Origin of the sequence: Paenibacillus sp. KACC 21273 (assembly GCF_028736095.1) — a bacterium.
Classification (GTDB): Bacteria; Bacillota; Bacilli; order Paenibacillales; family Paenibacillaceae; genus Saccharibacillus; species Saccharibacillus kyungheensis.
Genome location: NZ_CP117876.1, coordinates 2,731,656 through 2,747,276, shown reverse-complemented (window position 1 = coordinate 2,747,276; position 15,621 = coordinate 2,731,656). Strand labels below are relative to the sequence as shown.

The following is a 15,621-nucleotide window of genomic DNA, read 5'->3' as shown; positions in this document are numbered from 1 at the left end:
TAAAGGCTATTTCAATTATTTTACAATAAAGAACATACTTTTATTAGCACTTTTTCCAATAGCCTATATCTTCTAAATAGCAATGTATTCATTCTCAGTAAGACTTAAGAATTCAATATCAGCACAATAAAAATGGATAATTCCGTTCTCGTAATCTTCGATTTCATATTTCATTGGATAATAACCGTGTTCTGTTAAATCTTTAATATTAAATCCACTTATGTGAGTTAATGTTCCTCCAGATTGAAAGCGTAGAGCATCTATATTCATAAATCTTATAAGTAATTCATAAGTTGTTTCATTTTCTTTAATTAAGAATGTTATATCCAGTATAGAAATATTTTCAAAGTATTTATCTTGAGTAACTTGAAAATGTAATTCTGAAAACCACTGAATTCTATGGATCGAAAAATTATCGATGGTAGGTTTTATATTTTCTATATTCCTGATCATTTTTGAAAATGCTCCCTAAATATCTAATTTGCGTATAATGCTACTGTATTTATGGTCGACATCATGTTCCCTTAGAGTCAATTTGTAGCTAGCTATGACTTGTTAAACACTTAACGAATAGACATCTTGAGTCATTAGTAAATGGATGTGATACTTTGTTTCCATGTGTAATCCTAACCTCAATATAGTTTCAGTCAAAAGAATTTCTGGAAGCAGCCATTGCATGTATAGCCTTCTCAAAATTACGATATACTTCATCTGCAACTCCCAGAAACTCTTTAACATTTACATGACTATCCAAGTAACAAGCATACAGATAATTAACTAAAGCCGAGTCAATCTCACAATAGTCTATTATGGCATTCTTCATCTTAAGCATATCATCTTCCCATACACCTGTATCTTCCAAAACCAAAGAGTATAATGCACGAAGTAATCGCTTAGAGTAACCTTTGATATATCTCATTTGCATGGTGTGATCACTAGCATTAGAAAGTGAATAATGTATACGATCTACTTCTTCCTTGGTGTCTGTATTTAAATCTACAATAAACTCTGGAGAAATCTTGATCGGTGGTACTTGTTCGCCAACGTCTTGACCATATACGCAGACACAAATGATTTTTACCCAAAAGCCCCACTCATTGGGCTTACTTAATACACTATCCATCGAGCAAATGATCGTATCAATCTTAGTAACTACTGGATATTCTTTCAAAAGCCTGTCTTTAATCGTGGATAATCTCTCGTAATCTATATCTTGAGGATCTACACATACAATCGTAAAGTCCGCATCTGACTTAAAAGGGGTAGCCATTCCTTTTGGAATCGAGCCGCACATATAAATGCTATGAACCTTACCTTTGAATTCAGTAAGGATGGTATCGATATACTTATCAACAAAATCTTTGTATTCGCTCTGTATTTCAATTTTATTTATGACTTTTTCTAATATCATGTAGACTCCTCCTAGAATAAGAATTTCTGCTACCTAAAGGTATACATTCTTGACGTTCAAAAGTTCTTATTTGACCGAAAACAATATGTCTTCAGACTTCGCTAATTAGTATGTACAGCCTAAGTTCACACTTCCAGTATTATTTTGCTTGAGATACTAAGCACACATACAACGAGACAAAAATATTTTATTAGCAGAAGTGCCGACTTTTTAATGTTATCGCAAAAGTTCTGTAATCGCTCTTAATGGTTTAAAGGTATCGCCGTAGGTATCACTTGTTAATGCAATAACTATATTTTGAGAATGATCTATACAGATATACTGCCCGCCCATACCCATAGCGAAATAAAAAGAGTTCTCTAAAGATTCATTGGCCACCCACCAGTGATGACCGTAATAACCGATATCATCATAGGTTAAATACTTTGGTTGAGTTGAAGTCGCTATCCATTCTTCACTAAGCAGTTGACGTTTCCCATAACGTCCCTTGTTTAAATAAAAGTAGCCGAATTTTTGCATATCTTGTATAGACATATGTATACCAAAACCACCAATATTCACTCCCTGAGGATCTACATGCCATATGAAATCTTTCATTTTCAAACTAGAAAATAGATACTTTATCGCAAAATCTTTTGCACTCATTCCTGATACCTGTTGAAGTATGGCTAATAATAGATGGCTACAGCCAGAATTATAGTTCATTCTTTCACCAGGTTCAGCATTTAATGGGCGTTCTAATATATAATCAACCCAGTTCGGACTATGTATCATGGCAGGCCAACCATTCCATTCACCCAGCTCGGGCCAATCAAATCCTGCACTCATGCTCAATAAGTGCTCAATAGTAATGCTTTGTTTGCGGATGTCTTGATCCTGTTGAAGCGATGGAAAATAATGAACAATCGGCGTACGAAGATCTGAAATTAATCCCTGTTCAACAGCAATTCCAATTAAGCATGAAGTAATACTTTTCGTACACGAGTTGATTTTATAGAGCTTATCTTTCGATTTATTGTTTCTAAAATATTGAAGTACAATATCTGAGCCCACACTGACCAAACAACTTTCAATTTTTTCTTTTTTCAAATAACGCACAAATGATTTTATTTTTTCATCGTTGATTTGAGACTGATTCAGAGATTCAAGGATCATAGGCTTGCTCCTATTCATTATTATGAAGATCATTTGAAGATTTATATTTTATATCCACGAAAAGAATGATACAAAAGATTAAAAATTTACTTTCCTGAAATACTCCATCTTACTGTCAATAAATTCATCATCAAAGTCAGCTCCCCCTATTAGCTCTATTCAGTAAAACATAAGCTAAAGAGCCACAGTTGTCTAATTACCACGAATAGAGACACGGCTTCAACATCATTTCTACTTAGATCTCTTACATTCCTGTATCCATTTAGAAATGCTTCCCAAAGCTTTTCAACTTCGTCCAGATCATGACCACTATGAATTTCTCTCGCCAATCTAAACTCTGCGATATCATAAGCTCTCCAACCGTAACCAGAAATATCAAAATCATAATGTGTTAGTTTCCCATTGTCAGTAAAGGATACATTAGTGTTACCATGCAAGTCCCCATGACAAATACCCCAATCTAAGCCTTGTTCTATCTTGCTTACTAACTGTTCCTTTAGTCCTAAGATTAGTTCATAAATGAAATGATAATCCTCTAAACGATGTTCCATATGTAATTTGATGATATTAAGCGGTCTCTCTATTAGATGTTCCAAATCTAGAGGATCTCTTACATGTTCACTTTTAAAATGTTCAGTCACTTTATGGATTTGAGCAACAGATTCGCCAAACAAATAACTATCTTCTACAGTATGAATCCGCTTCTCATTACCTTCTGCATAACTAAACATAACCCCATGCTTTACACCCTCAGTGACCAAAAAATCATTTATGAGATTTCCATCTTTTTGGGCTATAGGTATGGAGACGTTTACATCATTCTCATGTAGATAATTCAATACATCTAGTTCAAAAGCAATCTCCGATCTATTTCTTCGATCGGCACGATACACTCTAAAGATATATTTGTCTGATCCATTTTCTACAATATAGGTATCGTTCATACCTTTAAGAAAGTATTTTAAATGAATAGGCTCTTGAAATTTATAATTGTCTTTGATATGCGCTAATAAGGCTTGCTTGGACAAAAGTGAGTAGGTAACAGGAAATAAACTCAAATCTACATCATCCTTTTGACTTCTAATTTATCCATAACTATACCATATGTTGGTAAGTAGTTAACTCTATTAAATTCCGAATACTTCAACATAAGCAACTAATTTTTACCTTGAATTGTATGTTAGTAATGTGCTTCTAGTTATTAAATGATTAGTGAATTTTTGAAGATATTTATGGAGTTAGCCATCAAAATGTTTAAAAAGCTAAAATCTCTATTCACTTCGAATGTTTCTATTTCTTCTTTTAATTGGGGCGTTGTAGTTAATATATAAATATGCTCTTCATCTGTTTCTGTATTTCAACCGAGATATATGGGATTTCTGACTTATGGCGAATCAAGGACGAATGTCCGCAGCATGAATATTTTTTATAGGACGTTAGCAATCCATTAAAATATTTTAAGTCTTTAATTGATTTTAATTTTTTAATTATCTGTTCTCTCTTTGGATAACTCCTCATATTTTTTTTGTACACTTTTATTATTAGGAAAAAGTAAGTTATCAATTAGGACTCTGCCTTTTTGTTGATCTTCTTGTGTCCAATTTTTATTCCATTCTTCTTGTGTCTCAGATATGCTTCTTCCGCCTAATACCATTCTAATATCCTCATCCGCTTCAATCATTGCCTTCTTACTCTGAATTACGCTTGGTTGCAAACAGCTAACACTGTCTGTAGACCTTTGTAAAATAACATTATTGTGATTCTGTTTAATCAATATATATGGGTAATCTGCTTCAAATTCTGAATTGAATTTTTCAATTGCACTTGGAAATGTTTTTTTATTCCATAACACAACTAAAAAAATAGCAGAAGCGAATCTTATAGTAACAACATGATCAGCTCGACGAATTTTCATTTTATCCTCAGTAATTGATCTCCCTCGCTTTCGATTAAATTGAATACCATTGATTAATATTAAAGGAGAATGAAGAATATAAAGTGGTTGATAAGAACTAAGTGGGCTTGTAAGTAGCGCTTTATCTTCGCCAAAAGCTGTCATATCAACGTAAATGCCTCCAAATATTGAGACCAGAGGTAACCCATCTTGAATTTCATCTGAGATAATATATTGAATTTCATCATTAAACCACTTACTTTCAATTCCAGAACTTCGTATTGAATTATAAATTATTTTTAATAACCATCGTTGAAGAAGATGGTAATCATATTTCATATTAATAGTTGAATCTTCGTCATACTTCTCTAAGAAATATTGTCGAATTAATCTTACTCCATAAGCATCTAGTTTACCGAGCAAATTATTATTACAATTAGCACATACATCTTTAATAGACTGTCCTTGATTGTCTTTATACATTCTATTTTTTGTAGTTGTATTATTAAAAGTCACATCCTGATCAGGATACATTTCTAATAGACCAGAAGGAATAATATGTTCTTTTGTAAAATTTGGGGCTTGATTACCGCAGTAAGAACACTTTTTCATAAATTTCAATTCTCCTTTAGTTTTGTTGATTAATTTTTGGTTTGCTGATTTCCTATGAAGTTCCTTCATCCAACAAACTAAGCATGTAGAACTTAGGGTGTATACTCTCAAGTTGAATATTATGTTATCCAAATGAACGAGCTTTTTTAAAACCGCTATACTTCTTTATTTAAGGTATAAAACCAATTCTTGTCCAGTGATGTTCTAAATAATTAGTATTAATGCATGTTTGCGCTTGCTTGATAGGATAACCATTAAATTCTTTTATTCGAGTTATTGGATCACCATAATTGGCTAAACGCTCATTATTTATTGATACTAGCAAATCACTATCTAAAGTAAATAAACCTATTTCAAAAGCTTTATCGTGCATTAAACAAAGACACAAACCATTATCTATTTCTCCTCTTAATTCTGGTCTATCCGACCAACGTGCTATATGTGACCCTATCAAAAAGTTTTTATCGCTAATTTCGCAACTAGGAAAGCAACATGTATTGTGAAAGTTTCCTTTAACATTTTTCGAAAATTCATTTTGTCCAATCCGAATTGCTAAACTTGATTGACTTTCATATGCCTTTACCTGTCTTCTAATATTAGCTTCTTTAACGTTTGTATAACTTGTAATTTCATCAAATAGAATATCACTCAATGTCCTATCTAACTCTGACAAATAAGCTCCATTTTGCCTGCGTAAACTATCATTTTGAACTACATAAAACAAAAGTTTTTTTTCATTTCCTTTCTTGATTTTATTTATATTGAAATAGTATCTAAGCTGACTTTCCTTCTGACTGAATAATTTACTAAGCAAAATTTCCTCAGCAAATAATTCAAAGTCTTTTAAATTTACTCTGTTAAACTTTTCTGCATAATCCCATTGTCTTCCAGGGTTAGACGGTCTGAGATTTGTAACAAAGCCATTAGCTTCAGCAATAGAATATCCTACAAATCTAGGATCTGAATTACCTTTAAGATGTAAAATAACGTCTCCTTCTTTAACACGTATCAAGCTATTCCAATATGCCCAAGGTCTTCTAGAATTTTTAACCAGCTTATATGCTGGAGACCATAGGCATTGAGAAAATTCCCATCCTTTCCCTCCATGTGTTTCGTCTGTTGACATTTCAATCCACATCATAATCTTCTGCTCCTAATCCAAACTAATCTAGTTTTGCTTCATTTTGTTATTAATAAATATTTAAGCTTTTCGGATAACGTTTCTGTATTCACGAACCGACGCATGCAGGATCAATAGCATATGCCCGCAGCGTGAATATTATATGGATCCCTAGCTCCTTTGAAACTTCTATTCATTCACTCTTTATTTATCTGTGTATCCATTATCTGTTTCATTAGTACTAAAGAAAATCTGATTCCTTCAGTTTCATTTAAAATATCTTTCAAATATATCTTAGTATTCTCGGTGTATTGAACTGGAAAGTTAATACTCAAATATGTCATTTCCTTTTTACTTGCTTCCCATAATCTGTACTTAATCTCCTTGTAACCAACATATTTTTTAAGAAATCGATCGATTGACTGGCCTTGTTTCAACCAATTACATAACACCTCACTTATCCATACTTCATCCCAACTATTAAAGAATGGAAAATGAGCTAACAAGTTTCGTACAAATTTAAATAATTCACTTCCAATTTCAGATTCCATAGGAGGTCTTTGTTTCTTCATTTCTTCAATAACATATTTTATTGGTTCATAATTCAGTAGTTCAACATAGATTGCAAAAGCATCTCTAACTTTTGAAAAACGATAGTAAGCCTCTTTATTCCAAAATGAATCTTCAAATATCTCTTCAAAAATGTCATGAAAACTGTTGTAAGCTAAATTTAAAAATTCACGTTCTGCTAAATTAGGTCTTAAATCTTCATCCATATATTTTAATGTCCTTTTCAGTTTTTAAAGTTTCATATAACGTAATATTTACGAACTTCTGTAATCATTCTTATATCACTATATTCACGAACTTCATCAATTTTCAATCGATTGCAATATTCTTCAACTTACCAACACATCCCTTTAAAAACCTTCCGTCCGATTAAGCGGACTTTGAATATTCTCAATATTACACTTGCTCACATGCGTGTAACGTTCTGTTGTTCGTACAATCTGATGTCTGAGCAACTCCTGAATATAGAGAAGATTCGTTCCATTTTCCAGCAGATGAGTAGCGAAGGAATATTTTGGCGAATGTATACTCACCTGTTTGCGGATTTCCGCTTGAATAAGCGCCTTTTCAAATACTTTCTGTGCGGATCGTTTGGTTAGATGACGTCATATTCGCTGTTCTGGGAATAGCCAGACCGTTGGCTTTTCTAGTTCTATGTATTGCTTTAAGACCGAAGCCGCTACTTCAGATAATAGTGTCTGCCGATCTTCTCTACCTTTCCCCAACGAACACGAATCATCTTTCGTTCATAATCACAATAATCTAAAAAAGAGGTATAATCGCACTAATCGCTTGATTCACATAAGCATAGAAAAGATGTTTCTCGAACAAAGATAAAGTATATTTTTGTACAGCAGTAGAATAACTCTCGATTTCAAAATCAGTAAAAATAGCAAAAGAATATTAATTTGTGAAGTATAAATTTTGCTCGTCTTATTGCTATAGCCTTTGCTCTCAACACCTAGATTACATACCTTATGTTATCACCTCCTCCGATATTTTGGAAATTATTTTCATAACAAAAAGGGCTTCCAGATGATATCCATCTAAAAGCCCTCACTCCTTCATCGCCTATTAATATTCTTTAAAATATAAAGCTCGATCCATCAACTCGGTGACCAGTTACCATACCACGAATAACCTGTTCTTCTCTCCTGATCAATATCACTCAACTTATACTTCACAATACCATCCCGTCCGACAAAGATAGGTTTGTTCGTATTCAGTTCATAAAATCTTGCCCAGATCGGCTTGGTTACACTGGCATCATTCACTACAACCACATCGTTGTTTTCTTTCACCACTTTAATCCCTACAATTTGCACCGCTTTGAACCAATCTTCAGCGGCTTTGATCGAAGTCGCGATCTGTGAAGTGGAAGGTCTGGTTTTGAGGAATTTCACGATAGTCGCACTTTCTTTGGAGCTCAGTGAAGGGACTTCATAGATGCGTGCTGATGCAGGTTTGAGTGTACCTGAATCATGTTGTTGTCCCCATACGGTCAATTTGCCTCCTGAAGTGACTTGAGTTTTCAATAGGCAAGTGACTCCTTTATCGACAGACTGTTTGCTTTTACTCGCTAGATTGCTATCGACAAATGTAAAGTCGCCTTTTTTATTAGCGACTTCATCCAGCAGAATCATCACATTGATCATGGCATCATCATTATATGTAATATGCGTATGATACCCGGAACTTTGATAGACTTGTGGCCATCCGCCGTTAGCATATTGCATATTGATTAGAAAATTAATGCCTTTGATCGCAGCAACAGAATATTTGCTATCTTTCGTTTTGGTGTATTCACTTGCCAGTCTGCGAATCTCGGTATACGTTGCTTTGTTGTCGATCGTCGATTTTGCCCAATCTCCACTTGTTTCAGCGTAGTCTTTTTTCCAGCCACCATCTGCTTGTTGATTTTTGATAATATCTGCCAGGCTTGCTGTGGTGCCTGAAGCATCTGCCGCCATAATCGTAGTGGTAGGTTGTAACAGCGCCACCGGTACAGACATGAGCATAGTGAAAGCGAGCGCAATCGATATTCTATTGTTTTTCATATCAATAAATCTCCTTTAGTATCCATTTTTTGATAACGCTTACAGATATTAATAGCGAGTTTAGTCTATTTTTTTATTTTTGTAAATAATTTCCTTTTAATTTGATATTGAATATAAAAAAACAGATCAAAGCTATAATGAATAGCTCGATCTCTTATATGATTGGTGATTATTTATGTTGTTGAACCGTAGTTATCTTTACATTTATTCGATCTTCGCACCCAAAGAACGTGCTAATAAGACAGCCTGTTCTCGATCTAACTTGGTGTTTTTGATCACCAACACTTTCATATCTACCCCTTCAAGATTTGCACCTCTAAGGTCTGTTCCATGTAGATTGGCTTTGATTAATACCGCTCCGGTTAGATCACATTTTCTTAAGTCTGCTAGAGAAAGATCCGCATTAGAGAAATCTGTTTCGTAGAATTTAATTTCTCGCAAATCTTGCTTTTTGAATATCGTATAGCTCAAATTCGTATACGACCAATCTCCCTGATTGAGCGTGATTCCATCCATTTGAGCGCCGGCAAAGTCCGATCCTGTCATTTTGCACAAGCTAAATTTGGCAACAAACAGATTCGCACCGGTAAATGAGCAATTTTCAAAAGCGGATTCGGTATGTATTGAACCGTTCAATGTTGCTCCTTTAAAATCACACTCAATAAATCGGCAATAACTGGTTTCTATTTCATCCATAGATACATTCATAAATGTGCATTTTTTGAACGTACAACGAATCAGTTCACCATACCGCAAATCTCGTCCATCAAATTCAACTGCATCGTATTCTTGATCTTTATATTGATACACAATAGACCTCCAAAATAAATAAAATCATCTAAGCAAATCCATTTTAATATACCATATAGGTGTCAAGTCCCTGCTTAAATGATGTTAAAAGTCAATCCATTTTTTTGTAAATGTAGCAGTATTGTTTTGACAAATTTCTTGATCTCATGCTATCGTATAAAGCAATTATATATCTGGATTGTAACCGCTTACGTGGGCAAAACCTATCAAACTATGGTTGGAAGAAGATTGTTCTTCTTTCTATCGTAGTTTTGGGTTTTGCCCTTTTTGTGTATTTACAAAAATCATTCCAGACGAATCAAGCTAACATTAAGGAGGAATTATGTTGAGAAAAAGAATAAGTATTTACGGGGTGACAATCTTTGCTTTGTTAATGATTCCAGTAGTATTCATCTCCAAACCTTCGATCGCAGAAGCTTCGTCTGTACAATCGGTAGTCGCCAATACGTATATCGGTGATGCAGGAACTATGGTCGAGTCATTTGATATCACTGTGAATAACATCAGTACATATGATCATCTGCAAGCTAGCGACCTGGATATTACAGGTAATTATAACGGTTATCCGCTAAATGAAGCTGGCGAGATTGTACAACATAATTATGATAATGATGGTATAGAACTATCGATCAACGATCAGACGATTCATATGAAAGTGGCTCCATTCCGATATCCAGGTGGTTATGTATCACCATTTGCTGTTACAAGCAGTACCTATCCCGATCTATCTTTTACCAAAGACAATGTAACCAAAGTGAATACACGTACAGTCGATGATTTTAAATCCAGTTCATTTACAGCAAGCAATGGAGCGACTTTACCTTATCGGTTAAAAGAAACGTCATCTGCAAAGCCCCAACCTCTAGTTGTCTGGCTTCATGGTGGTGGTGAATTTGGAACCGATAATATGAAGCAATTAACCGAGAATCGCGGAGCTACGGTCTGGACAGAATCAGGTAAAGACACTTCTGTGCTCGCTGCACAATATCCGCAAAATTACGGTTGGGCGATCTATAATAATCCGATAGAATTATCACAAATGCAAGCGTACTTCACTCTTCAATATGAACTGATTCAACAGTTAGTAGATGAAGGGAAAGTTGATCCAGAGCGAATCTATCTGGTCGGTGTATCTAGCGGTGGCGGTGGTGCACTGCGATTTATGATGCAGTACCCTGATCTATTTGCAGGTAGTATTGTGATTGCAGCCAAAGATGCTGTTGCCGATTATAAAGGAAGTGTAGAACCATTCAAGCAAGCACTTCAACCTTTAACCGATACTCCGATCTGGCTGATTCATGCAGAAAATGATCCGACTACAGATAGCAGAACTACTACATTATCTTATCAAGCATTGACTGAACTGGGATCAACCAAAGTTAAGCAAACGCTGTATAGCGATGAGTTTATGACAGAACATCATTTCTACGATAAAATGTTGCACTGGTCATGGGTTCCTGCATTTAACAATTCTGAAGTCGTTAACTGGTTATTTGATCAATCCCGGTCAGATCAGATTGTCCATGCCAACCTAGCAGACGATACAACAGTTACACGTGCTCAATTAGCATATGCACTTGCGAATGTGCTTCAATTACCAGAACCGATAGCCACACCATCATTTGCAGATATTTCAAATTCAGATATCAACAAACAGATTCAACAGGTGACTGCTCAAGGGTTGATGAAAGGAATGACAGCAACCACATTTGCACCTGATGACAAAGTGACTCGTGCTCAACTAGCTACGATTATTTCTAACTGGATCAATATGACGGAGCAATCTACAGAGTCGAAGTCTCCAATTGTTGTTACCGATGTACCTCAACAACACTGGGCTTATGCTTCTATCGAACATGTCTTACAGATGAAATTAATGAAAAATGACTCAACTTCTCTATTCCACCCTGCTCAACAGGTCACTGGCAAAGAAGTCAATCAGCTACTAGCAGAGATAGCACAATCTTATTCATAATGAACCAAATAAACAGTAAAACGGTATCTTTATAAAAAGATACCGTTTTTTTGTTGCTTCTATTACGAATTTGGGCTACTTTTAATAGATATGACTTGTATCATATCGATGTATTTTTCACAATTCAATTACTAAGTGTTCTAAAATTGTTCACATTTAAATGACATTATTATTAACGAAGTCAAGTTACAGAATTCACCTACTATAAACAGTGATATAATTACTACATTATATAGTATAAAATTTTAATTATATAGAAATGGGTAGATAATAATGATGAATAATAGTGCGCAGTCTAACATTACAGTGGAATACAGTTCAATACCAAAAGCTTTTTTTGATACAATTAAAGTCGGTATTATTAAATCTAATCTGATTGCTGTTATTGCTGGTCTATGTATGGCACTTTATGTATTTAATGAATCCGTCTGGGGACAGATTGTACCGATTATTCTTGCTATGGTAGGTTCGACTTTGATTATTGCTTCCGCAGGAGCATTTAATAACTTGTATGATCGGGATATTGATGCAATTATGGAACGAACCCGAACCCGTCCGACAGTTACCGGTCAAGTGGATACCAAAGTAGGTTTGATTATCGGTTTTACGATGACAATTTTGGGTGCTATTGTATTGTATATGGCTACGCCAATGGCGGCTGTATTCGGTATATTGGGACTTTTTCTTTATGTCGTCCCTTATACCATGTGGACCAAACGTACAACCGTATACAACACTGAAGTAGGTAGTCTTTCAGGAGCGGTTCCTCCACTAATTGGTTGGTGTGCAATTTCACAAGATTTAGGGCATTTCGAAATTTGGGCACTTGTTGTAACAATGTTACTATGGCAGATGCCTCATTTCTACGGTATTGCGATTCGCAGATTTGATGAATACAAAGCAGCTGGCGTGCCTATGCTTCCGATCGTCAAAGGAATCAAACGCACGTATATTCAGACGAATGTGTATATCGTTTTGCTATTGTTCTCAAGCTTTTTATTCTGGACACTCAGTCCATATGTAACACTTGTATCATTCGTAGTAACACTCGCTTGGTTGTACCTGAGTGTATCTACATTTAAGAAATACGAAAACAAAAAATGGTCACACAAAATGTTTATCTTCTCGATCAATCATATTACAATCATTTTCTTAATGATTATCGCTTACTGTTTGATCGCTTAAGATAGCCAATTGTTATTGATTATGTAAGCTATTATCGACTCTCTCTACTACAGGGAAATCGATAATAGCTTTTTTTATTTTTGCATTAGAGAAACTTTTTTTCCTTACGTGAGTTTAACCTTTTAAGCGGGCAAACCGAATATACATAAGTGAGTACTATTCTAACCGGAAAGAAGATGAGATAACGATGAATCGAAATCAACGAAATGTATGGATAACGATAGCTTTTGCGATGGTCATGAGCTTTTTTATTCTACTCCCTTCAACCACTCAAGCTGCATCTACACAGATTATGCTAGATAACCAAGCTGTCGAGGGCGCAGGCGATGTGATGATCACCAATCAGACTACAATGGTTCCTATTCGAGTGATCTCTGAAAAATTAGGTTATAAAGTCAAATGGAAACAATCTGATCAGCTTATTACGATTTCTAACGCTGCCGCCACGATCAAGTTAACTGTAGGTCAACCTCATGCAGATGCGACCAGTGGTAGTGTTGTATTAGAACAAGCTCCATTTATGAAGTCTAATACGACTTATGTACCTTTGCGCTTTGTCGGGACGCAGATGGGCTTGAAAGTAAAATGGGATAACACATCCAAAACAGTCTATTTGGAAAAAGTAGCTGCTGGCCCGGACACCAATAACGGTTCCACTCCTGATCCGAACAATACAACGATCGAAGGTATTAGTTATAGCGACAATCGCTTAATGATTTCGTCTAGCAATCAGGTAAAGCCAGTAGACTCGGTACTGACTAATCCGAACCGGATCGTTATTGATTTCCCGAATACGGCTTTTGGTAAAGGATTCTTACAAGGAACTGAATTAAAACAAGGTGAAGTCGGAACAATCCCTGTTACTGGGTCAGCAGATGTGAAGCAGATTCGTTACTCTATATTCAGTAGCCAACCTTCTCAAGTGCGTGTTGTGATCGATCTAAATCAAAGTAAAACGTACAAATTGTATCAGCAAAATGATCTAACGTTTGTTGATCTGAATACAACTGCAACAACCAAGCCTGTAGGTTCTAATGGCAAAAAAGTAGTTATTATCGATCCAGGGCATGGAGATACGGATTCTGGTGGTATCGGAGCTACAGGAGTACTTGAAAAAAATGTAGTACTTAAAGTAGGTAACAAAGTAGCGGCATTACTCAAAAAGGAACCTAAAATCGACCTAATTATGACGCGTACGGATGATACATTTATTCCTTTAGAAAGTCGGGTCAAAATTGCTGAAGATGCTAATGCCGATGTATTTCTATCGATTCATGGGAATGCGGCTCCTAACAAAGATGCCAGCGGAACAGAAACATTCTATGCAGATACCAAGCGAAGTAAATTGTTATCGGATATTATTCAAAAACATGTACTTGCAGCTACTGGCTTCAAAGATCGCAATTCCAAGCAAGCCAACTATCTAGTGATTCGCAAAACAACAATGCCAGCAGCTCTGCTTGAAATTGGATTTTTGACCAACAAAACAGAAGAAGCCATCATGGTACAAGATGATTTTCAAAATAAAGTAGCTGAAGCGATTGTTGCCGGACTTAAAGAATATTTGAATATCTAATAATCATTTTGCCTGATAAGGTCCGCAATATAGCAATGAATGATCCGATTCCATACCAAAAGAGCGTTCTTCACTATCTATGAAGAACGCTCTTTGTATGTTGTTAGATCAATGTCGATAATGATTCAGGTGTGAAATTATGCAGTTCTTGAGTACGATTTTCACGTATTTTGATCGCCCAATCAGGATCACTAATCAGCGCACGTCCTACAGCGACAAGATCGAACTCATTAGCATCTAGACGTTCTAACAAACCGTTGATATCCTTCTGTTCTGAGCCTGTTCCTTCGGTGTAAAGCGTTGTAAAATCGCTATCCAATCCTACCGAACCGACAGTGATCGTTGGCTTGCCTGTTAACTTCTTGATCCATCCTGCTAGACTAAGAGGTGATCCTTCAAAAGCAGGCTCCCAGAAACGGCGTGTCGAGCAATCAAAAATATCTACTCCTGCCTGCACTAATACGTCAAGAAATTCTCCTAATTGTTCAGGCGTATCAAACAATGTAGCTTGATAATCACTCATTTTCCATTGAGATAAACGAATAGCTATCGGATAACCTGGCCCAACTTCTGCGCGGATACGCTGAATGATCTCGACAGCAAATTGAGCACGCTTGATGAAGTCTCCTCCATAACGATCGGTACGTTGATTGGTTTTCTCCCAGAAAAATTGATCGATAAGATAACCATGAGCACCATGAATCTCTACACCGTCAAAACCGATTTTTTGCGCTTGTACCGCTCCATCTACAAAAGCTTGTATCACTTCATCTATATCCTGCTGAGTCATTGGATCAGTTACAAGATTACCATCAAAATCAAGACCCGATGGAGCCAGTGATGGTGCTTCTGGATGAGGCAAAGAACCTGCTGGACGAGCAATTCCCATATGACCGAATTGAGGGAATATTTTGCCCCCTGCTTCATGTACCTGACGTACTACTTCCGCCCATCCTTGCAAAGCTTCTTCTCCATAAAAGTTAGGGATATTAGGTTCACTGATCACCGCAGGATGATCGATATTGGTACTTTCTGTGATAATAAGACCGACTCCCTTTTCAGCACGGCGACGATAATACGTAGCTACATCTTCTCCAGGCACACCATTGATCGAAAACATACGACTCATCGGAGCCATAACAATTCGAGTCGGTAGCGTTAATGTCCCTAGTGTATATGGTTGAAATAAAGCTTCAGTTGAATGAGTTTGTTGTTGCTGTTGATTGTTCAAAATAGCACCTCCTGATTGGTATACA

The 15,621-nt window shown here is 35.9% G+C and carries 14 protein-coding genes; 3 read left to right on the top strand and 11 right to left on the bottom strand.

From position 1 onward, the window contains the following. Positions 1-72 precede the first annotated feature (72 nt). From PQ460_RS12300 to PQ460_RS12255, 10 genes are all read right to left on the bottom strand, one after another. Positions 73-453: a hypothetical protein gene (locus tag PQ460_RS12300; RefSeq protein ID WP_274169938.1), complete on the bottom strand. Its 381-nt coding sequence runs from the start codon at positions 451-453 to the stop codon at positions 73-75. 190 nt (positions 454-643) lie between these two features. After that, positions 644-1,411, bottom strand: coding sequence for a nucleotidyltransferase (locus tag PQ460_RS12295; protein ID WP_274169937.1), 768 nt, complete (start codon positions 1,409-1,411; stop codon positions 644-646). 216 nt (positions 1,412-1,627) lie between these two features. Beyond that, on the bottom strand, positions 1,628-2,566 hold the full coding sequence (locus tag PQ460_RS12290; protein WP_274169936.1) for a serine hydrolase domain-containing protein: 939 nt from the start codon (positions 2,564-2,566) through the stop codon (positions 1,628-1,630). A gap of 155 nt (positions 2,567-2,721) precedes the next feature. Beyond that, positions 2,722-3,624: a phosphotransferase gene (locus PQ460_RS12285; protein ID WP_274169935.1), complete on the bottom strand. Its 903-nt coding sequence runs from the start codon at positions 3,622-3,624 to the stop codon at positions 2,722-2,724. Positions 3,625-4,049: 425 nt separating this feature from the next. Next, a complete protein-coding gene (locus tag PQ460_RS12280) occupies positions 4,050-5,141 on the bottom strand; it encodes a hypothetical protein (protein ID WP_274169934.1) in 1,092 nt (363 codons plus the stop codon). Positions 5,142-5,241: 100 nt separating this feature from the next. Beyond that, positions 5,242-6,213 (bottom strand): HNH endonuclease, encoded by a 972-nt coding sequence (locus tag PQ460_RS12275; RefSeq protein WP_274169933.1) that lies wholly within the window; start codon positions 6,211-6,213, stop codon positions 5,242-5,244. A 176-nt stretch (positions 6,214-6,389) separates the two neighbouring features. Beyond that, positions 6,390-6,968, bottom strand: coding sequence for a hypothetical protein (locus tag PQ460_RS12270; protein WP_274169932.1), 579 nt, complete (start codon positions 6,966-6,968; stop codon positions 6,390-6,392). A gap of 144 nt (positions 6,969-7,112) precedes the next feature. Next, entirely contained in the window at positions 7,113-7,307 is a 195-nt protein-coding gene (locus PQ460_RS12265; RefSeq protein WP_274172927.1) for a tyrosine-type recombinase/integrase, read from the bottom strand. A 561-nt stretch (positions 7,308-7,868) separates the two neighbouring features. Further along, a complete protein-coding gene (gene pelA, locus PQ460_RS12260) occupies positions 7,869-8,819 on the bottom strand; it encodes a pectate lyase (RefSeq protein ID WP_274169931.1) in 951 nt (316 codons plus the stop codon). Positions 8,820-9,023: 204 nt separating this feature from the next. Continuing rightward, positions 9,024-9,629 (bottom strand): pentapeptide repeat-containing protein, encoded by a 606-nt coding sequence (locus tag PQ460_RS12255; protein ID WP_274169930.1) that lies wholly within the window; start codon positions 9,627-9,629, stop codon positions 9,024-9,026. Between the two features lie 325 nt (positions 9,630-9,954). Here PQ460_RS12255 and PQ460_RS12250 point away from each other — a divergent pair, with 325 nt between their 5' ends. The 3 genes from PQ460_RS12250 (at position 9,955) to PQ460_RS12240 (ending at position 14,365) form a co-directional block, all read left to right on the top strand. Next, the gene (locus tag PQ460_RS12250; RefSeq protein WP_274169929.1) at positions 9,955-11,604 is read left to right on the top strand and encodes an S-layer homology domain-containing protein; all 1,650 of its coding nucleotides are present in this window, start codon (positions 9,955-9,957) and stop codon (positions 11,602-11,604) included. A 273-nt stretch (positions 11,605-11,877) separates the two neighbouring features. Continuing rightward, positions 11,878-12,789: a heme o synthase gene (gene cyoE, locus PQ460_RS12245; protein ID WP_443147154.1), complete on the top strand. Its 912-nt coding sequence runs from the start codon at positions 11,878-11,880 to the stop codon at positions 12,787-12,789. A 187-nt stretch (positions 12,790-12,976) separates the two neighbouring features. After that, complete coding sequence (locus PQ460_RS12240; protein WP_274169928.1) at positions 12,977-14,365, top strand: N-acetylmuramoyl-L-alanine amidase family protein; 1,389 nt, start codon at positions 12,977-12,979, stop codon at positions 14,363-14,365. Positions 14,366-14,468: 103 nt separating this feature from the next. Here PQ460_RS12240 and PQ460_RS12235 read toward each other — a convergent pair whose 3' ends face one another. Next, positions 14,469-15,596 (bottom strand): NADH:flavin oxidoreductase, encoded by a 1,128-nt coding sequence (locus tag PQ460_RS12235; RefSeq protein ID WP_274169927.1) that lies wholly within the window; start codon positions 15,594-15,596, stop codon positions 14,469-14,471. Between the last annotated feature and the right edge of the window lie 25 nt (positions 15,597-15,621).